General features: G+C 32.8%; 20 protein-coding genes and 2 pseudogenes. 3 read left to right on the top strand and 19 right to left on the bottom strand.

Annotated elements, in window-relative coordinates:
- The 12 genes and pseudogenes from ACECE_RS27900 to ACECE_RS32105 all read right to left on the bottom strand — a co-directional run.
- A pseudogene (locus tag ACECE_RS27900) lies at positions 1–230 on the bottom strand (helix-turn-helix domain-containing protein); the annotation flags it as partial.
- 80 nt (positions 231–310) lie between these two features.
- Positions 311–877 (bottom strand): DUF6431 domain-containing protein, encoded by a 567-nt coding sequence (locus tag ACECE_RS29535; RefSeq protein WP_010249406.1) that lies wholly within the window; start codon positions 875–877, stop codon positions 311–313.
- A gap of 119 nt (positions 878–996) precedes the next feature.
- The gene (locus tag ACECE_RS0216990; protein ID WP_010249405.1) at positions 997–1,281 is read right to left on the bottom strand and encodes a hypothetical protein; all 285 of its coding nucleotides are present in this window, start codon (positions 1,279–1,281) and stop codon (positions 997–999) included.
- Between the two features lie 58 nt (positions 1,282–1,339).
- Entirely contained in the window at positions 1,340–1,666 is a 327-nt protein-coding gene (locus ACECE_RS0216985) for a hypothetical protein (RefSeq protein WP_010249403.1), read from the bottom strand.
- Between the two features lie 91 nt (positions 1,667–1,757).
- Complete coding sequence (locus ACECE_RS0216980; protein WP_010249402.1) at positions 1,758–1,946, bottom strand: hypothetical protein; 189 nt, start codon at positions 1,944–1,946, stop codon at positions 1,758–1,760.
- Positions 1,947–1,986: 40 nt separating this feature from the next.
- Positions 1,987–2,565, bottom strand: a pseudogene (locus tag ACECE_RS31855) (DUF4291 family protein).
- Between the two features lie 198 nt (positions 2,566–2,763).
- Positions 2,764–3,231 carry a hypothetical protein gene (locus ACECE_RS0216970; protein ID WP_162862569.1) on the bottom strand — a complete coding sequence of 156 codons (468 nt, stop codon included), beginning with the start codon at positions 3,229–3,231 and terminating at the stop codon, positions 2,764–2,766.
- Positions 3,195–3,560 (bottom strand): hypothetical protein, encoded by a 366-nt coding sequence (locus tag ACECE_RS0216965; RefSeq protein ID WP_026073886.1) that lies wholly within the window; start codon positions 3,558–3,560, stop codon positions 3,195–3,197. The genes ACECE_RS0216970 and ACECE_RS0216965 overlap by 37 nt, the downstream gene beginning before the upstream one ends.
- A 40-nt stretch (positions 3,561–3,600) precedes the next feature.
- Positions 3,601–4,065, bottom strand: a complete 465-nt coding sequence (locus tag ACECE_RS0216960; protein ID WP_010249399.1) for a hypothetical protein — start codon at positions 4,063–4,065, stop codon at positions 3,601–3,603.
- Between the two features lie 46 nt (positions 4,066–4,111).
- Entirely contained in the window at positions 4,112–4,660 is a 549-nt protein-coding gene (locus tag ACECE_RS0216955; RefSeq protein WP_010249398.1) for a 3'-5' exonuclease, read from the bottom strand.
- A gap of 58 nt (positions 4,661–4,718) precedes the next feature.
- Positions 4,719–4,916, bottom strand: coding sequence for a hypothetical protein (locus tag ACECE_RS32645; protein ID WP_010249397.1), 198 nt, complete (start codon positions 4,914–4,916; stop codon positions 4,719–4,721).
- A gap of 76 nt (positions 4,917–4,992) precedes the next feature.
- Positions 4,993–5,118, bottom strand: coding sequence for a hypothetical protein (locus ACECE_RS32105; RefSeq protein WP_268871022.1), 126 nt, complete (start codon positions 5,116–5,118; stop codon positions 4,993–4,995).
- Positions 5,119–5,543: 425 nt separating this feature from the next.
- Here ACECE_RS32105 and ACECE_RS0216940 point away from each other — a divergent pair, with 425 nt between their 5' ends.
- The gene (locus ACECE_RS0216940) at positions 5,544–7,859 is read left to right on the top strand and encodes a stalk domain-containing protein (RefSeq protein ID WP_010249396.1); all 2,316 of its coding nucleotides are present in this window, start codon (positions 5,544–5,546) and stop codon (positions 7,857–7,859) included.
- A 212-nt stretch (positions 7,860–8,071) separates the two neighbouring features.
- On the opposite strand, the gene ACECE_RS0216935 is transcribed toward ACECE_RS0216940, so the two are convergent.
- From ACECE_RS0216935 to ACECE_RS0216920, 3 genes are all read right to left on the bottom strand, one after another.
- Positions 8,072–9,019, bottom strand: a complete 948-nt coding sequence (locus tag ACECE_RS0216935; protein ID WP_010249395.1) for a DUF1152 domain-containing protein — start codon at positions 9,017–9,019, stop codon at positions 8,072–8,074.
- Positions 9,020–9,158: 139 nt separating this feature from the next.
- The gene (locus ACECE_RS0216925) at positions 9,159–9,338 is read right to left on the bottom strand and encodes a hypothetical protein (RefSeq protein WP_026073885.1); all 180 of its coding nucleotides are present in this window, start codon (positions 9,336–9,338) and stop codon (positions 9,159–9,161) included.
- Between the two features lie 83 nt (positions 9,339–9,421).
- The gene (locus ACECE_RS0216920) at positions 9,422–10,237 is read right to left on the bottom strand and encodes a hypothetical protein (protein ID WP_010249394.1); all 816 of its coding nucleotides are present in this window, start codon (positions 10,235–10,237) and stop codon (positions 9,422–9,424) included.
- A gap of 455 nt (positions 10,238–10,692) precedes the next feature.
- On the opposite strand from ACECE_RS0216920, the gene ACECE_RS0216915 reads away from it, so the two are divergent.
- A complete protein-coding gene (locus ACECE_RS0216915) occupies positions 10,693–12,009 on the top strand; it encodes a hypothetical protein (RefSeq protein ID WP_010249393.1) in 1,317 nt (438 codons plus the stop codon).
- Positions 12,010–12,159: 150 nt separating this feature from the next.
- Here the strand turns inward: ACECE_RS0216915 and ACECE_RS32180 are convergent, their stop codons facing one another.
- A complete protein-coding gene (locus tag ACECE_RS32180; protein WP_010249391.1) occupies positions 12,160–12,399 on the bottom strand; it encodes a ParA family protein in 240 nt (79 codons plus the stop codon).
- 254 nt (positions 12,400–12,653) lie between these two features.
- On the opposite strand from ACECE_RS32180, the gene ACECE_RS0216905 reads away from it, so the two are divergent.
- On the top strand, positions 12,654–12,947 hold the full coding sequence (locus ACECE_RS0216905; protein WP_205410199.1) for a hypothetical protein: 294 nt from the start codon (positions 12,654–12,656) through the stop codon (positions 12,945–12,947).
- A 287-nt stretch (positions 12,948–13,234) separates the two neighbouring features.
- Here ACECE_RS0216905 and ACECE_RS0216900 read toward each other — a convergent pair whose 3' ends face one another.
- From ACECE_RS0216900 to ACECE_RS0216890, 3 genes are all read right to left on the bottom strand, one after another.
- Positions 13,235–13,705, bottom strand: a complete 471-nt coding sequence (locus ACECE_RS0216900; protein WP_010249387.1) for a UPF0158 family protein — start codon at positions 13,703–13,705, stop codon at positions 13,235–13,237.
- A 65-nt stretch (positions 13,706–13,770) separates the two neighbouring features.
- On the bottom strand, positions 13,771–16,680 hold the full coding sequence (locus ACECE_RS27885; protein WP_010249385.1) for a DEAD/DEAH box helicase: 2,910 nt from the start codon (positions 16,678–16,680) through the stop codon (positions 13,771–13,773).
- 11 nt (positions 16,681–16,691) lie between these two features.
- Complete coding sequence (locus ACECE_RS0216890) at positions 16,692–21,071, bottom strand: coiled-coil domain-containing protein (protein WP_010249383.1); 4,380 nt, start codon at positions 21,069–21,071, stop codon at positions 16,692–16,694.
- Positions 21,072–21,085: the final 14 nt, after the last annotated feature.

The following is a 21,085-nucleotide window of genomic DNA, read 5'->3' as shown; positions in this document are numbered from 1 at the left end:
ATCGCTTTGGTCTTCCCAATGTCTTGGCGTGTCTTTTTCAGAAGTCCCTCATAATTGTTCTCCCGGTATGCAGCAACGTACCGCCTGAGAGTTCTTTCTGATATACCTTCTCTTTCAAGGATTTCTCTGCGTATCCTTCGCTTTTCTGATTCATCAAGCCCCGGAATCAAAAGCGGTGCTATCATTTCATGCCGCTTTAAAGCTGTTTCTAGTTCTTCATTTCTGATCATTTGAACCCCTCCTGTACTTTTTTCTTAAAGATTAACAGGAGAACCTTGCGGTCACCAGTTCAAACTATGTGGGAATTTCTTTATACATAAACACCTGCTATGTAGTGTGTAAGCCATATGTTTGCATCCCCAATGGAAAGACTGTTACTTTCAGTTTTAGGGAAGTTATCAAGTATGTATTCCAATGTTTCAAACATCTTAAGTCCAGTAAGCCTAACTTCGTTAATGGTTTTATCAAAAATATTATTCAGTAAAGCTCTTAATGCTCCTATTGCTTGACAACCTCGTTGTTTAAACTCTTTAAACCATCTTTTCACTGTTGAGATACTTGCTGTTGCCTCCACCTGTTCATATGTAGTTCCTTCCTCAACATCCCGGAGTACGAACTCAATATCTGCTGTAGAGTAATGCTTGTAGGGTCTGATAAAATCCGGAAGTATTGCATGAGTTTTACCACATCCAACACATATTACACGCTGAATTACTATCCATTCAATTTTATCATCTATATGTACATGTCTGTCGTAGCGATCATGAAATTCTGTATTATTACCACATACAGGGCAGAAGAACTTTGTTTTCTCCAGATACAACAAAAAATTTTTACGATAGTCCTTAACATTTCGGCCAATATATGCTATTATCATTTTACAGTGTGTTGGAACTTTGAGGTTAAATGGTGGTGCATTTAACGTAAAAACTCAAAGTTCTTTCCATATCCCTCCTAAAACTCTCTTCGGAAAGATATTAACATATCTGTAAACGGTCACGCAACCTGAGCAGTTCCATGACATTTAACTCGGGCAGAAACAGTTAGCTTATATTTTTCTTCACTGGACGTTATTTTATTATTTTCCCACAAATAAGTTGTAGGATTACCAAGTTTAACATTATCATACAAAATAGAAGCAGCTATATTTGTATCTGTAATATTATCAATAATCACTTTTTGGTCAATATCCGATGATCCTGTTTTATTCGAACACGCTTGAAGACTAATTACACAAATTGTTATACAAAAAATCGAAATACACTTTTGCCAAAACTTCATATTTAACCTACCCCTCGTTTTTTATCCCTACCGGTCTAAATGGCTTAATATCCTTTATCTAATTAATACCAATATAATTAAATTCAGTCTTCAACGCTATCACTTTTGCAATAACAGCATTGGCAGGAACCCAGCCGTTGATCTTACCGACGGCATTCCCAATTAAAAGTTCCATGTAAGTTATATCTCTAACCAGATGTAATAAATAATTACCTTTCCAGCTAATAAAAACAATGTCATCTAATTGAATATCTTTAAAATCTATTTTCTTCAAAGTCACTAACTGACCGCTTTCAATTCTACCTCTCATTGATCCACCTTGAGGACGCACTTTTACTTCATTTCCTTGTTTTAGTTCCAACAAAGCATCTTTTACCCAACTCATAAAATCCCTCCAACCATATACTCCTAATACCGCAGAATAACTTTCCTGCAATATGCTGCATTTATCCTGATAGAAATTATTAAAAGATAAATCAATTAATTATTTGAATCGGATTTCCACCTGTTAATACTTCGTTCATAACTATATGTGTTGATATTTTAAAATCCATCCCATTATAATCAACTTCATGAATATAAACATCTGTTAATGTAATCTTCACACCAATTATCGGTTTCATATTATCAAAAAATTCATTAAGTACTTTTATAGATTCTTTCAATCATAATTTTTCTCCATTGGTATTAAATGCAGAATTAATATCATGTATATCCAATGATATTTTTCAAATCATCTGATATTGGGTATTCGCTTATATCAGGAAGTAAGCTAGACGGATCTTTTCCAGATTTAATAATACTGGATATTTCTTTTGCTAAATCCGTAACATCTTCAACCCCAATTATCCATTCATATACATATTTTTTTATTGCTTCATTTCTTAGTCCAATTTGTATAGCACGTCTATTAAGTTTCATTCCATTTAATGATCTATCCGGATCCTATTGATGAATAACATCAGATTTTTCAAAATCAGCTTTCCAAATAGTTTCATTTTTGTACCTTGAACTGTCAAATTGGCTTGGAACGCTTTGAGAAAGGATCTCAAGCCATGCTTTATGTGATAACTTGATTTTTGCAATAGCTTCCATCCTGTGCTTGGTTGCGTAGCTTGACCTATGCAATATCCATCCAAACGAAGGTTTTATCCAAGTAATTCTATCTAAACCAAAACCCTTACCAAAAGTGCCAATTTCAACAGCATTTTTAACGATATTTGGTTTGAATGCCTGATATACGTAGACCCCTTCATCATCAAAATAAGCAAAAATACGATTCATATAACTATAGCTCCCCCAATAATTTTATTTAAGCATTTCTTCCACTCGCTTACGCTCTTTTTTCAGTAACCTCATATAAAATCCCTGTTTCTCTACTCTTCCAAGCCTGTTACAGCAATCGTTGGCTTTCTATCCATCATTTTAATTCAGCTTAATCCTTATCATTCCTACCCTCATTTAAACCCTGTAATCTTTTAACTATCGAAAATAATCATCTGCAATTTTAGTGAGTTCAGGTCTATTATGATCATCATTTATTAAAAAGTTTATAAAGAAATCTTCTGCTTCCTGGGACTTATTAGTTGCCAAATACTCAAAAGCACTATGCCATAATGGTCTATATAACTCTGACTTTCCAATTTTCAATGCCAAACTAAGAGCTCTCTTATCCTTTTTAGCAATTAATGCTTTTAGCACCAACTCCATTTCTTCTTTCTGATACTTGGTTTCAAAGTCCAGCAATCCGTTAATTCTTTCATCAGTCAAATCACCTGCCTGTTGAATAGCTGCTAATCCTTCAACTGTAATATAAGATTTTGCTTTTTCTGAAAATTCCTTTGACCAAATCATATTGTCCCATGACTCAGATACCATGCTAATATATTCGTCTACTTTATTTGAACTAATATTTAAACCATAATTTCTTGTCCACTTCTTATAAGCCACTTCAACATATTTGCAGGTAAAACATTCTTGTCAATTTGATGATCAGAAAATAAAAGGCTTTCTCTCTTTTCATTGACATAGTTACACCAACCACTTAACGGAATAATTGTAAGACAATAAAAGTCTTTCTCTTCCAATAAACAAGCAGTTGCTCTATGATGCCCATCAAGAAGGCCACATAAATATCCATCAAGATAATATGCTATTCCACAAAGCTCTTCTCCTGCCCTGATCCTTTGTCTATAGGATTCTACACATCCAGGATTGAACTTGGCAGGTGATTGTGTTGGCATCAAAAATGCTGGAGATGCAGCTGTAACATTGCACATATAGTTACACCGTGCTTCAATGTCAAATCATTTTCACAAGTTAAATAGTTTTACCCATCGCTTCCCTGTCCTCAAGATATTTACAAAGTGCCAAGAAGTCCTCAATCCGGTTAATCTTGGACAAATTCCGCAAATCAAAAACCATGCCTGTGCTTAAATGTTTAATACATTCCATTTCAAACATTTGACACTCTTCAAATGCTTGTGTATTCCAATTATAATGACAAGGTATAAACTTATCCCAATTCTTCTCGAAGTACTTCACCTTTGCATAGCATAGCTTGTAAACATGAAATATTATCCCTAAAGGAGAAGCCTTTTTTACAAACTTATGACTGAAGAATTCCTGTGTGGGATATGAATTCTGCCGTTTCTCCCAATACAGGTTTGTATTTGACTCTAAGCCATACCAGTCAATAATTTTTATCTTTTCATCAGGTAATTCTTCCTTCAATTCCTTATCTCTTAACTGCTGTGGGCTGTTTCTCAAAAGATCATAATCCATTTTACCCTCCGAAAAGCCATCGTCAAATTAGTATTTCTTCTAAATATTATGGCATTTTAATTTTATCAAATACTGCTACAAAAATCTTTGTAATATTTTTCGCATCATCAATTCCCCTGTGATGTGTCCCTTCCAAAGGCAGCCCAAGCAAATCCAATGCCCTGCTCATACCGCAAGGGCTTATGCCTTTGATTTCAGCAAATTGATGTTTAATACTGATATGCTTATCAAGTAAACTATGGATTCTACCAGAATAATTCTTTACTTCGCACTCCTTATATATCTGTTTCTTGTCATAGAACCCCCATGAGCATAAAGCCACTTCAGTATCTGAGGAAGTAATCCAGTTTTCAAATTCCACCATAACATTTTTGAAAATATCTGCTGTATCAACATCCTTTTGCTCTATACTAGTTAGTCTTATGCAAAAATCGGAAAGTACTGGGTATATCGCAGGTTTAATAAATTTTGAGAAGGTATCAACGACCTCCAGCCTGTCATTCAATTTTACTGCACCAATTTCAATTATTTCACTGGTTTTTGACTTGTCATTTTCCCAACAAGTTGCTTCTAAGTCAAATATAATGTAATTCATTTTCGTTCCTTTCTTTGAACAATTCAATTAATTTGTTTCAAATTTTTGTTCTATCCTTTTATAAAACAGGGACAAGATTTTCATCAACCATAACTTTATTAAATGCCAAATGAGTCGCAATTCTATAACACATTTCACCAGAATCAGTTGTATTTGTATAAAGATCTGTTAATGTAATCTTCACATTAATGATTGGCTTATTATTATCATGTAAATTGTTGAATTCCTCTTCAAGTCTTTGATGGATTGCATTCACATAACTAATAAAGCGGTTAAGTCCTAATCTCTATGACTTAACCGCTTTTATAAACTGTGAGAAATTTTATTTGTAATCATCTATTTCTACACTTCATAAGCAGAGGATTAAGCCAATGTATATAAGTATCCATACCTTGTTTCGCAGATAATTCAATTGCAATATTATTTTTATCAAGTTTATAACTTTTCAGGCTATACATCGTAATCCTCCTTTCTCATAATCAAATATTCTTTGCCTCTCATTAGTTTCTTAACTCAACAACATTTTTTTAGGCAAAGTGTTTATATGGTAACACAGGTAATCTTGTCCAGTCAAGAAATATTTAAAGTTGTAATATTTTTGTAACATTAAAGCAAATCACTTCACTATCAAAAACCTTTTTACTTGAAACTACGGCTAAGACATTACTTAAGCAACTATAGGGTGTTATGGAATTTTTTGTTGAATGCAGGGTTAAATTATATTACAATAGTAAAAACAAATTTTTTTAGTCATTTATAAATATCATCATTTACTGATGCTTTTATAATAACCATCACTTTTATGCGCATTACTGTGATAACTATTATAAATCTCGATAAGGATAATTTGCAAAAACATAAAAAAATATAAATGAGGTGTCCTATGGTAAAAAGCTGGAGAATTATATTAGTTTTAATACTGTTATATATGGTTAATACATTGCATGTTTATGCAGATTCATCCAATCCTAAAATCAATTATTCAGAAGAAACCATGCTTAATAAAACTCAAAACGCAATTCTATTATTAATAGGCTCCAATACCGGGTATGTCGGGAATAAACCCAGGTTGATAGACACAGTAGAAGGGACTGCAGTTCCATATATCACAAATGGCAGAACTATGGTGCCTTTACGGTTTTTAGCTGAGAATCTTGACGCTGAAGTTGAGTGGAAAAGCGCAACCTCCACAGCATTAATTAAAATGAATGGCCGTAATATATCCTTCCAAAAAGGAGAAAAAGTCATGACCATCAACGGGAAAACCGTCAATATTGATGCTGCACCGGAGTTGTTGGAAAACCGTCTTTTCATTCCTATTGGGGTTTTGATCCGCCAGGCATTGGAAAGAGAAGTCTTCTATAAAAGCGGTTTGATTGTTATTCCGGGCATTGATGATCATATGGAAGACCCAACCCAGGACACTCAATTTCTTGACTTCTGGACAACTAAATTATCAAAGCCCGCAGCTGTTGGCTCTTATGAACTTTTTAAAAAGCTTGTCCAAAAAATCGAGGGAAATAAAGAGGCATACTCTACAAGTATAGAAAGCAAATATAGTGTACATGACATTGGCCTGAAAACTGCCAATGACGGTAATTACCTTTATACATTGTCCAATAAAAGACTGTGTATAGTAAATATACAATCTCCAAAACAGTTGAAATTGATGTTAACTCTGGACTACTCTAAAGAAAATCTATCTCCCGATATCGTTAAATACTGTGGTAATGACCGCCTTATCGTTATATTTACCGGGAAAAGGGCTAACCAGGATGAATATACCCGGGCAATTCTTTACAGTTTGGCACCTGACAGAACAAGTGCAGAGAAATTAAGAGAGGTGGAACTTGCCGGAACCTATATGGATTGTGTTTACGATCCAAATACTTTTAATTTACTGACACATTCTTATATCTATTATTGTAAAAACAATACTGAACCTGTTGAGATTCCAGGTTATAAAGATTCAGCCTCATCATCTAATATTTTAAAAATGCAACAGGACAATATCCTGTTTTTCGACGATTTGCAAACCAGCAACTGCATTAATTCAATTGTGTTTTCACTAAACGACAGCAGTCTTCCTGCCAAAGCAGGTGCAATTTATAATGCCGGCGAAAATGTCTGTCTAACAGAAAATGAAGATATGTATATTTTTAAATGTAAGCAAATCGGTTTTATTTATGGTGATAATGCACTTGCAATGGAATATGAAGAGAACAAAACAAAGTTATACAAGTTTGACTTAACGCCTGATGGGTTGGTATATAAGGCATTTACATACATATCCGGGAGCCCGTTGTTGGAAAACTCTGTTTGTGTACTTAATCCTGGAACAAAGGATTCGCCAATTGCTTTTTTGACTAAAAAATACGAAACCTTTGATAACAAAAGTAATAATGTTCTATATACTTTTGCCAGCACGTTAAAACTGCTGGCAGCAAGGGAGATTTCAATTAATGGAGATCTAAAATCCCTTTTGTACCTTAATGACCAATTAATAGCACTAAAATATAGATATGAATGGCCTTCGCCCATTTACAATGTTGAAAACCCATTAAATCCGCTATATATAGGAGAATACACCCCCGTTGTTACAAATTCCGAGCTAAACAAATTGAATGATACAACTATATTGGAATTGGATTTAGGGACACCACCGTTAACGTTCCCTTCTCCTGATGGATATGCGGATTATAAAACGTCATCCCCTGTCTTTAGGATTGTCGATCTGAATAATATAGTATCAAATGATAGTAAACCAATTAGCCTGACTGGTTTCCATGCTATGAATTATACTGCTATTCCGGATGAAAGGCTGATAATATTTAATGGTAGCGCTTCAACCAATGATATAACTGGCTTTCTTGGAGCAAAAGTTTACAGCTTGGATTCTACTGGAAAGCTTTCATTCAGAGTAGATATTCAGACTCTTAAAGATGAAGATCTGCAAGCTTACTTAACCACAAATGATTCAACAACCATGGAAGATACGAAAAATAGTATTCTGCTTTTTAACAAATTTTTATACAGCATGATAATAAACCACGTAGTACATGAAGGAAAGTTATATTCCATCACTGAAGACGTTATAGTCGTTACAGATTTGAGTACTTTTACAAAAGAATCCGAGCTGCAGCTGCCTGCAATCGATATTGATTCGTATATTGACACAATTACTAGTGGGGGCAAATAATAATTCACAAATGATAGAATAAAACCTCCTTATAACATGGAAGCATTCAAAAAAGGAAACTAATCTACTTCACTGAGAAGATAGGTTCTACTATTTGGTGCTTTTTAGAAAATCAAAACAAGTCCCTCGCCATCCTCAATACTCTAAGCATATCCAGTATCAAACCATAACCCTTCCCAAGTAAAGATCGAAACCTTTCTAAAACTATTATTTCATATCGGAATATTGCTTCTAATACAACTCTTTTTGGTTTCTCTAATCAATTCAATAACATTTGCTACTTCCTCAACTGTTTCTGTTTGTAATACATCATTATAAAACAACTTCATCTTTGCTACTGCATCTAAATCAAAAAACCAGTACATGTTAGTTAATGCAGATACCCATATTGGACTGGTTGCCTTTTCATTGACCAAGGTATCTCCAAAATTTCCACTCATAGCCTTAATAATCGAACTTACTATATTGCTATGCTTTTCAGATGGCATATTTTTATAAATATATTCAACTGCCTGTACAAACTCCTTGCCTGTTTCTGTATTTTTTAATATACTTGCCACTCCAAAAAACTTGTCTTCTTTAATAAGATCAGAAACTCTATTTAACGCCTCCGCATGTGATACCTCTTTATTAGCTCCTTCAGAGCCAAATGCAGTAAATATATAATATTTATGCTCAAAATCATTCAAGCTGCTTGAAATAATAGATATTGAATCCATTGACGGTGTTCCCAAATCATATTCATCACCTTTAAAAATACCATCAACGCCACCATCAACAATCATTACATCTGTAATATCAAGAAACTTTTTTAAGAATTCATAAGCTTTATAAAGAGGCTTTATTCCTATACGCGGAAAGCAATATATTGGCATATCCACTTTTTTTATTTCCTTAAACCACTTTGACAAATACAATTCCGGAAAATAATCTGTACCTTCAATAGAAGATTTATATGTTATCTCCATTATTTCAGGCGAAATCCATTTACCATTAGTAACACTATTTAGGTATGTAAATGAATAATTTGCAATAAATACATTATGTCCTTGCTCAATTAACTTCAGTGCAATCGGCAAAGAACATAAAAAATCATAACCACCTCCAGCTCCTGCTAATAAAATATTGGATTTTTTATTTAAATTTATTGGTAAAAGCATGATTGATATCTCCCTTAAATTAACTCTCAAATCTAAAATCATCTGTACCTATCACGCACACTGTTGCTAATTGAATAACCTTTACATTTTCATCAATTTGTTTCAATATTAATTTTTCTGCTTTTAGACCCAAAATCATTTATAAATCAATAATCTGTGCAACTTCCCCCATTCTGTTTCTTATTTCAGTTTTTTCAACCTGAATAATTAAGCCATTAACACTTTTAAATGCAATTTCCTTCGATTTGTTAAGCAAATTATCGTTATCAATACCTTCCCAGCCTAATGCCTCAACTTCTTTTCCGTGATTATTTGACATAGTATAATTACCTCATTTCTTAAATGAATTGTAACTCATTTGATATACGATGAGTTTCAACCAAAAATTCTCCCATATATACCTTATTGATCTCTAAAAACATCCATCCTGCACCAGTCAACCATGCACAAACTATGTTTTGCAAATACTTCAACCATTTTAACTGTTTCTTTTTCAAAGTTTTCCCTATTAGTGTAATGTATCGAAAGAGAAGCAATCAGATTACTTCGCTGAAGACCGTATAAAGTTAAACCCTCTGCGATAGCAACAGCAAAACCACCTTCAATTAATCCTGCAACGCCCTTAAATGAAAGCCCTTCAAAATCAGACAAAACACTAAAATCACTAAGTATGGCTTGAAGTTCTAGTCTGTGTTTATCAAATGGAGTATCCAAACCGGCTCTAATATGCAATTCTTTAAACACTATAATATCGCCATTTTGTATTGCTCTTTTTTCATATATGTCTTTAATTGCCATTAAATTATCAACAATTAAATCCATCTTGCTGACAGGCATTATATCAACCTGTCTCCAATCATCTTCATGGATTTCAAAAACGCTTTTATTTAATTTGGTAGAGCCTTCTTGTATAGACGGAAGTTCATTGCTAATGGTTGGCAGGGATAACAGCAATTCTTTCGGATCCACCGTTTGAATTTCAACTTTCCTTAAAATCAGCTTCAGCTCTCGGCTTTTTGTAAATTCAGCTGATGTAACAGGTATAGCTTCAACTACTTCCCAGCTTTCATTTTGTATATACATAGTTGTACTGGCTTCAAAACTTTCAGGAAGTTGGTCAGGTTTCATATCAGACACCGCAAACGAATTTCCTGTTTCTACATCTATGAAGCTAACATGAATTGTCTTTTTAAGGCTATTTTTAAATTTATTAAACATCTTTTGTTATCTCCTCGTCTACCCAAATTTTGAACAACTTATACAACCTCTATGTCAGGCACTTCAATCAATTTTGCAAGCCTGCCTTCATATCTAGAGATTTAATATTCAAAAATATAATTTTGTGTATTGTGAAAAAGTTCTGCTTTTGGATCACTGGTTACAATGTATTCCCCTGCAAGTCCAATGCACAGATGAATTGAATAACCAAGCAGCGGGTTTTACAAGATTATGTAGCTCCGATGCATAGTAGATGTCTGTCCTCTCCAATATATTTTTATGTACCTCCCTTAATTAAAGGCTAAATTAATCTATTTACAAGTTTTTTACAATAAGATGTCTAGTAATAGAATTATTAATTTTTTGAGTATTAAGCAAACAATAATCGGTTACTTGACTAGACACGTAATATATTATACCATTTATACCATAAAAATAGTATTCAGGAGATAAAAATGACTAATAATTCTATTATAGAGGAAGCCAAGATTGACTTTTTGCATGTATATACTTTACCTGACAATATTGATTTTGAAAACAATACTCCCAAGCTTAATAGAATAAAAATCAAAAAAAAATGTGAAAAAGAATTCATTAAGGAAAAATGCGATATAATAAACAAAGAAGATTGTGATTATTTTTGTAAACATTTAGAAGTTGATAAATGTAATGTATCGAATTTACATATGTTTTCCATCACAGATGAATTTTATTACCGTAAAAGAGGAAATACTATAAAAAGATTTGAATTAGATACGTTGGAACTTTGTATTAGAGAATTAGGAGAGCAAAAAAGAATTTCTTGCAGTGTAATTCTTTCATATTTTCCTGAAGTCCCTACTTGTTCTGTAATGATTTACTTCAAATTACAGAAATTCACTATTGAAAAACTAATATATTTGAGGCAATGCTTTTACAAAGATACAAAATTTGAATTATTAGGATCCAATATACTAGATAAATGTAAAATTTCATTCAAAGAATTATTTGAAAAATATTCAAATTTTATTGGGATTTACTCGAATACATATGAGACTTTGGACATACCATATACAATTTTAGAGTTAAATGACTTTGATGGTTTAAATGTAGATTTTAATGACGTTAAGGTTTTAAAACCAATATATGGATTGTTGACTAGTGATGAAGGTTGGGATTTTGTCCCGGCAGATAAGGTTAAAAGTAAAATTAATATATCTTGGTCTACAAGAGAATTCATAAGAGTATTTTCTCATTTAGATAGCTGCGTAGTCTTTAACTTTGTAAAATCCCCTTCAGCTAAAACATATAGAGAATACCAAAAAAAGTTCAGACAGAATTATTTTGATTATATTGAACAATATTATATGTACAATCCAAATATTGCTGGTTTGAATCATGGTATTTTGTATACTGCAGAAATGGCATTAGTATTAAAAAGCAACCTACAAAAGGTAATAAAAGACAATAATAAGGAGCAAAAAAAGGATCATCACAAAAGACGTTTAAAAACTGAAATTCTTAGGCTAAAAAAGAACAGAGAGGAAATAATAGAAGTCCTTAAGAAACTGGAATTTAAATTTTTATTTAAGGTAGAAGGTTTAGGAGAATTATTGTTAGAAAATATGAAATATTACGTTGATAAAGATAAACTTATAAATATACTGCAATTGACAGAAAATGATATATTGTTTAAATACCAAGAAAAAATCAACAAAATAATTATACTATTCACTGTAATTAGTACTGTTTTTGCAATAATTAGTACAATTTTTACTTTTATATTTCGATAAATAATTATTAAACTACTATCACGTAAAACAAACTATAAAGTCAATCAAAATCTTCGAAGCTCTTCACATACTTCCCTATGAAGAATTGTCTGCATATCACACATAGTCAGAAGGATTCCGTAAAACTGAATTTTAGGATTGATTCTTTTTCTAATCTTCAAGATGCTCTTTGTAAAGTCCGTTAGCCCCATTGTTGCATAATACTCCTGATTGATTTGGAATGATTACACTATCATCTGCAAATGATGAAGTAAGGTTGGATTGTGGGTCAAAATCTAAAGCCAGCACCTTCTTCCCCTGCTCTCCAAGGGAAAATGCCATATTCCTTACACTGGTAGTCTTAGCTACACCACCTTTTTGGTTTGCAACTGCTATAATTTTTGCATTCATTGGTATCCTTCTTTCTTTAATTTAAAATTTAAAAAATCAAATAGCAGATAGTTATCATAAGTATTCTCTTATGCTTGTTACTCAGCTTCTATAGCTTGTTTTCTTTGATTCAAACGAATAAGATATACATGCCATAAATTCAGTGGACCAGATGGCGAGCTGGCTGCATCTTTAGGGTATTTAAGTCAAAGATTCAGCATACCAACAAATGAAGCAAAAGCGATTACCAGATGGAGCAAAATCAAACCCTAGCTATGATGGATGAGGCCTTTAGAAATAAGCCTGACAAGATTTACAGAAAAAGTATCAAATCTGTTAACGCAGAGACCTTTATAGAACTCAGCTTCATTTCCCCTGCAATCGGCCAAAAGTACCAATATTTAATTGATGAGCTCGAGAGCCAGATTAGATGGAGTATACGCATAAATCCAACACCAAATCAAAATGAAGTGTTTAATATAGCTACAAGAATCTTTAATGAAAATGGAATACTCCTTAAAAAAATCCGGCATATCTACCTAATGAAATGCTGGTCAAAGCTGTTGTAAATTCTATTGATTCACAAACTGCCGAAGTAATTAAAAAGGTGTTTACTGATAAGACTGGTCTAGAGTAGACAATTCAAGATGTTAATAAAGCCCATATATGATTAATCTGATTATAAGCTATTCAGCCTTCCACACTACCGTATGTATCTCCCAGTATGCGGCGGTTCCAAAATTGGCACTGATACTTGTCAAAAACACCTATACGAAGAAATAAGAGAACCATTAAACTATAGTTCTTTTATTTCTTTTAGTATAGTAATGAAACATTAGAATCTCTTCTAAAAAGATTAAACATACTCTATACAGTTATCTTCACACCACTCTACAGCAATTTTCCTAAAAGCCTCTTCTTTAAATTTGTACCAACTATCCTCAATATTTAACCTTTGGATAGTATCTTTAAATTTTCTGAAAGCTCCACGCCCTTGTATAGCATTTCTTAAAGCATCACTCATTCGTGAATTAGAAATACTATCACAAAACTCCTCCATAATACTATATTCATCAATGTCAAATTTGCTAGGAAGCTCAACATAATTTTCCCAGTTTACAATTACATCAAGAGCTTCTTTTAATTCATCCTGCTGCCATTCCGGGTAATTTGAGAAATCCTCATCTTCCTCTGACTCTTCGGCAATAGACATTTCCTCAGCACTTAAAGAAAATATCTTTCCGGTTTCTTTATCTAAAAAAACATTGTACTCGTCTGACATTGTATCCATTTGATCAATAATATCTTTTAGTTTTACAGGTTTCATATATTATCATCCTCCATATCATTCTACTAATTATTTTAAAAAGCCCTTTTGAGCCGTTAATCCTGTCATATAAATAATTCCCTCAAATCATCTTCCCAAAGCTTATCAGTATTATTTTCACCCGGTTTTATTATACTTTCTATCAAATCCCTTTTCCTATCCTGAAGGTTTGCAATTTTCTCTTCGATTGTTCCCTCTGTCAGAAGTTTATACACCTGGACAACATTTTTCTGCCCCATTCTATGAGCTCTATCGCTTGCTTGATCTTCTACCGCCGGATTCCACCATGGATCAAAGTGAATTATAACATCGGCTTTTGTTAAATTCAATCCTGTTCCGCCAGCTTTTAGGGATATTAGAAACACAGCCTCACGATCGCTGTTGAAATTATCAATTTCCATCATTCTTTCTTCCGGTTTCATCGAACCATCCAAATAGTAATAATTTATACCGCTATTCTCTAGTTCATTTCGTATTATTTTAAGCATTTTGGTAAATTGTGAAAATACTAATATACTATGGCCTGAATCTATTGACTGAATTATTATATCCATTGCCAGTTCCAGCTTTCCACTGCCTCCAGTATAATCGTCCAAAAAAGTTGCAGGGTGCGCACAAATCTGTCTTAAGCGTGTCAATGCTGCAAGAATTTCGATATGATTTTTCTCAATTCCGAATTCTTCAATTTTAGGAATAAGTTCTTCTTTAAAACTTTTGTAATATGCCGCATATATTTTCTTCTGCTCTTCCTTCATTTCTGCAAAATAATTTGTCTCAATTTTTTCAGGCAACTCTTTTAAAACCTCTCTTTTTAACCGTCGTAAAATAAATGGTTTTATAAGTCTTGACAACTGATCGGCTTTTTCTTTATTTCCACCTTTTACAACAGGCTCTCCAAGATCCACTGCGAAGCTGTTTTTATCTTTAAGAAAGCCTGGCATCACAAAATCAAAAATTGACCATAGCTCAGTTAAATTATTTTCTATAGGAGTTCCGGTTATAGCAAAACAACAGCTAGCCACAAGACTCTTTACACTGTTTGCATTTATGGTCAATGGATTTTTTATATTCTGTGCTTCATCTACAAAAATATAGGAAAATCTCAGCTTTTTATAAGCTTCAATATCGTTTCTCACGGCACCATAAGAAGTTACAATCATATCATAATCATTCGAAGCTGCAATAAGCATGGTTCTTCTTTCCTTTACTCCCGTAATTACAAGTACTTTTAGCTGGGGTGCAAACTTTTCAGCCTCTATTTTCCAATTATAAATAATTGAAGAGGGCGCTACTACGAGGCATGGTAGCTTCCTGTCCTTATCGGAAAGTATAAAAGCCAGTACCTGAAGGGTTTTCCCAAGTCCCATATCGTCGGCCAATATTCCTCCAAAAGAATGCTTTGCCATACATTTAAGCCATTTAACCCCATCTTTCTGATAACTCCTCAGTACACCATTTAATTTTTCTTCAAATGTCAGTTCAGTCTCCAAAGGCTTTGAAACTTTATCCATAAAATCACTAAGACGCTTATCTATCTCTACATTGTCAAAACCCTTTTCTTTTAGATAATTTTCTATATACAGACATTTATTTAAGGGTATTTCAAAAAGGCCATTTTTTATACTACTTGTATCTATATTCATATTACTTAAAAAATCAATGAATTTCTCACTTTCAAGGCTGCTTAAGTTTATGATTGAGCCGTTTTTTAACTTGTAATACTTTTTCTTATTGTTTATTGCCTCTAAAATCTCCGCCAGTTCCTCATCACTTATATTTTCAAGGTTGATATTCATATATATTAATGCTTCGTCTATGGACAAAGAAAGTCCCATACTTCCGAGATTTTTTACTTGCAATTTTTTAAAATCCTCTGAATAATAAACTTCTGAAGTTTTCTTTAACTCTGCCAGCTTATCTGTCAGCAAAAACATAATTTTTTCCGTATCATCTAATATAAAAAGCCTTCCGTATTCACGGAATCCTAATAACTTGATTGAGGAAAGGATCTTACTTTCCCTGTCAAATTCTCTAAAACTCTTGTCCGATCCGGTATCATCAAGTGGATTTATTGCTTTGTCGCCATAATTAAACTCCAACTTTGAAACTATCCCCTTTGGCGATAAATCAAAATAAGCTCTTGATAAAAGACTTGCAGCGTTGATTTCTCTTTCTACATCTTTATCTATCGAAATATTGAGTGCTTCTTTATATTTTTCAATAAAATTCTTATGAAACTGTTTTTTCTCTTTCTCACCAACTCTGAAAAACACAACATTTTCGCTATTTTTAAAATTAAAGAGATTACTTATTACATTTCTTTTATCATCTGTTAGTTTAACAATAATGCCCTTTTCATAAAAGGCAATATATTTAAAATCCAAAGTCAGAGGATAAAAATCTCCATACTCCGAATAATCCATAACCAAAAGGTTATAGCCACCTTTATTTTCAACACTTGTCCTTATGTGCACTTCATTTTCAAATTGAACTTTGGCAGATTGTTTGTTAAAGCAAAGGCTTCCTATGTCATTCCAAATGGTATCAAGAAAATAGCCACATTCGGTTTCACCTAAAATAATTTCAGCTTCATTAAGTTCTGAGCTCTTATAATAATATACATGAGGTATCCTCACTCTTGTCCTCTTTATATAATAAAAAAACTCGAGAACTTTTGTGTCAATTTTGCTAAAACACATTTTTGACGGTTCGAATATAAAATTTTTACTCAGATAATATGAAGTTCCATTTTCAAAGCATTTAAGGAAGCGCCCAATTTCGCTGATCTTATACACTTTATCAAAACCTGCATAAACCCCAATTTTTATTGAATTGTCTTCCTTAAAAAATTCCAGTACAAGCTCTAATTTTACGAGAATTTTTCCATAATTAGCATCAAAACCGCTTAAAAACGTTGTTTCGGCAAAATCAATCAATTTATCGTTTATTTCAATTTTACTATCCTTCCTGGTCAAAATATCACTTCCTAATTTACTAATTCAAACCTTGATTTATCTTCTATTTTAAACATTGATACCGATAGGATTTCATCCTCTTGAGTTGCAATATCCTTCTTAATTGTCTTAAGTTCTATATACTCTTCTTCCCTTCCTATTTCCTTTTCTATGTTTACAGAATAAATCAGGTTGAATCTATCAAAAATTGTATGTTCTTTCAAGTCAGAAAGACAAATCATCTGTGTATTATATTTTTTTGAAATCTCAAAAAGAGGTTTTAAAAGGTGTTCTGACGTAATAGGACCAAACGGGTTGTCCATAATCAGCACTTTACTTTCCATATTTGAGCTGAGCAGATTTTCTCCTCTCATGTAAGTGAGTAGGGATATAAATACTACAAAGGCACTTACAAACAGTTCTCCTCCTGAGTTCTCTTCTATAACCTCTTTCCAACTCTTCTTTTTCAATTTGTTAGGTTCAATTTTAATCAAGGTTATTCCTATTTTGTTTATTGAAACCAGCCTGTCAAAAAGGTCAAAGGTACTTATTTCATTCGCCAGAATATTATCAAGTGATTTTCCCTGCTTATATATGCTCACGCAGTTTCTTATGGTGTTTTTCAAGTATTCCTTAAGTGAAATGCTTTCCAGGTTTTCCTTTTGAGGCAAATCAATTATAAGCATTTTGCACCTTTTACCATCTACATCAATTGTTGAATTCCTGTCTATACTGTTCATTTCATCGTAGACATTCATAAGATAACTTACCGTATTATCAATTATGCAGATTTCCATATTGTCAATCTTTTTAATATCTACTGAGTGCTGTTCAAGTTTTCTGTCAATTTGAAGATATACCCTGTCAAGTGCATTCATTGCGTGCACAGGCTGATATTTTTTATCACCATCGAGAATGGAGCTAAAAAGACTTTTAAACATCTCAGCTTTAATAATAAATTCACTTTCTACTTCAGAGTATATATCAGTCAGCGAATTCCTCTTTAAGTTCGATAGCTCTACCAATTCCTTATACTCTTTTATAAGCTTTAACACATATTCGTTTATATCACTTTGTATAGCCTGTATATCAACAGCAAGCGGTGCATATATGGAGTACTCTTCAAGCGCAAACCTTACCCTCTGTAAATTGTTTTCCTGGGCTTTCATGCGTGATAACTGTTTTTCAAAATCCTTCTGCTTAATTCTCAAGCTATTTTTCTCAGTTTCAAATTCCAAATCCCTGACGTTTTCCCTTTGCATAGGCTCATCATAGACACACTTGTCCAAAATACTTTTTTTCATATGCCGTAAATCGGAATTTCTTTCGGCAATTTTAAATTGTATACTGTTTTTATTTTCAGTCAACTCACTTAAAACACCCTTTATTTTAGTTTGTTCTCCGTTTATACTATCAAATTCGAATTGGCTGTATTCCATTCCAATATAGAGGCTTTCTTCTAAAACAAAGGAATCTATCTTTTTTTCTTTTTCATTCCGGTCTTTCTTATAGTCCTCCAAAATATCTCTCATCGCCTGAATTTTGATTCCAATCTGCGAAGTATATGAGGTTAGTTTTGATTCAAGCTGCTCTATTTCTTCATCTATATACTTACCTTGTAATACATCCTTGTATTTTTGGTAATTGTCCCTTAATTTCTCTAAAGCTGTAGAAATATTAGTGATTTTTAAGTTATGAACATTTATACTTTCCCTGGTATTAACAATTTTTTTATCCAGAGCTTCCATTTCCGTTCTTTTAAGCTTCAAAACCTCTTCCTTTTGTTTTTTCTCCTTAAAATCAACAGAGTATCCTTCACATCTGGTAAAGAAACCGTAAATTTCTTCCCTTTTCCTAAAAAATCTATTTTCACGGTCTAAAAGCTCGGATTTTGCTGCCATTTCATCCTTATTATTGTTTTTTATCAAGACTATTTCAGCTTCTATTTCTGTTTTATTAAATGTATTATCTTCCGTATCCTTTGATATTGTGCTTAGTTCATCGGACATCTTATTTACAGCATCAAATGTATAGCTGAATTCTTCAATCTTCAATATATGGTGTTCAACATTTTTCAAAGCTTCCTGAGCTGTTTTGATTATCTCATTGTTTTTGGAAATTTTATCGGTTATATCCTCACAAATTTCCTTAAGGTAATTTTTATTCAATATCCTGTCATCAAAAGCAATAAGAAAATCAATATTACCAAAGGAGTGAACACTATTTCTTGACTTTATTTCAATAGCACTTTCAAGCTTCTCCCTTTCGATAATAGGAACAATGGGAGATATAGCCCCCTTAAATTCCATTTCTCTGATACACTCCATATCCTTTTGTGATACTATGAGCGAATACGGTAAAAATGGGTTGGATCTTACCAGTTTAAGCTTTGAATTTTTATTTTCCTGCAAACTTTTCAGCCATTCATATCCAAACTCAACCAGAATATTATTATCTTCCAACATTTGTCTAAGGTCTTCAGACAACTCAAAAGCCTTTCCCGATTCGTATATTTTATATTGCTTCCCAAGAATTGAATTTTCCAGACTCTTGTCACTAATAAGCTTGCTGAACTTTTCCTTGTTTGAATTTAAAGGAATCAATAGTTTTTCCTTATTGTATAGAAAATCCTCACTCAATTGATAAGACTTAATTATTTTAATAATTGCGTTTTTTTCAGCCTCAAACTTATGGTATTTAGTTTCAAGTTTATTTTTTTCAATAACCAATACAGGATATTTGTCCAACAACTCTTTTAATTGTATTTCCAGCTTATCGAGCTTACTCTGATTTTCAACGTGCCTGCTATTTAAGTAGACTTTACTCTTCTCAATTTCCTCTTCTTCTTCCCCAAGCAGAGCTTTAATTGAATCCATACTCGCCTCATCCAACTCATGGGTACTGGTGTTTTTTACAGGCAAAAAATCTGGATATGCCATTCTAAGTGCCTTTTCCGACTCTTCAAACACAGCAATCCTGCCCCTTATAGAGATGATCTGATCATTAATTTTTGAAATATCTTCATTAATTTTTTCGTAGTGATCAAGACTCTTTGAAAGGTTATTGTTTTCATCAGTAAGATGTCTTTTTTCGCTGTCAATTGTTTTTTCCAGATCAAAAATCTTTTCTTTGTACTTTTCTTTCAAAGAATACTCAAGGTCGTTAATAATGTTTCTGATATCTTCCTGTTGAAGGCTTTCCTTGTGGAGCTCAGTCTCATATTTTGCAATTTTTGAATTAAGGTTTTTGACTTCATCCTTTAGCTTTGAACATGAAAGTAAATTTTTTCTGTATTCCAGTTTGGAATTATCCGCTTTGAGCTCATCCGCCTTATTTTCTGTTTCCAAAAGGCTCTGTCTTAACAGTTCCAAAACATCAGAAATCTGATAATATTCTACAGATAAACGCTCATATTCCAGTTCTTTTATATTGTTCTCCAAAGCTGTAATATTTCTTACTATTTCTTCTTTTTCTCTATCAATGGATTTTATTTTATCATTCACAAACAAAAAGGAATTTCCAAGCTCTTTTTTATTTTCCTCACTGCGGGATAACACGTCTTTATATTCATTAAGGCTCTCATATAGCACCTTTGACTTCCTTTTGAAGTCTTCAAAGATTTCTCTTTCCCTAATCATATCTTCATTTTTGACAAGCTGTTCTGTGTGATTTTTAATTAGTTCTTTTATGTTTTCAACAAAATTACCGTTTTTATTCAATTGCTCTTCTATTGTAGGAATAAACCACTTTTTAATCAATGCACCGGTAGTCTTGCAATCATTGAAAAACGAATTGAGTCCCGCTTCAGATTCGTTTATTTTTACCATGAGGTTTTTCCATTCGAGTTGATTTATTTTATAAGTTTTAAGCCTTCTTGCATATTCTTTTTTGTCGTCAGATAAATCCCATCTAAATAGCCATATATCCTTTCCTTCCTTTTCAGCTGCTGACAAATTTTTCAAAACTCTGTCAAACTCAATTAACCTAACTATTCCCTTTTCTTCTTCTAAAAGCTCAATGTTTTTTATGTCAAAACTACTTTCACCTTCATACTCGGATATAAAAGTTACTACTTTTATACTTTCGCTTTCATCATCAATATTCTTGCTCAGTACTCTCTTAATACCTATACCTGTCAATACTCTCTTTGAACTGTCATCTAAAATCCACTCTATCATAACATAGACAGGACCTTTGGTATTTTTAAAATATCCTTTGAAGTTCCTGTCTTTCAGCTTCTGTTTTGGAATTATGGGCTGCATCATCATCTGGACGAGTACAGTCTTGCCTCCTCCATTTTGAAGGTTTAAAAGGGTATCTTCGCCATTATAAAAATCAAAAGTCTGATCATAAATATGCCTATTGTCATTGTATGTAAAATTTACAAACCTTATTTTCCCTATCTTTGCCATAATCTGCTCCTTAT

Source organism: Acetivibrio cellulolyticus CD2 (assembly GCF_000179595.2).
GTDB classification, from domain to species: Bacteria; Bacillota; Clostridia; order Acetivibrionales; family Acetivibrionaceae; genus Acetivibrio; species Acetivibrio cellulolyticus.
Note: the sequence above shows the minus strand (reverse complement) of the source record. Positions and strands in the feature narration are given on the sequence as shown.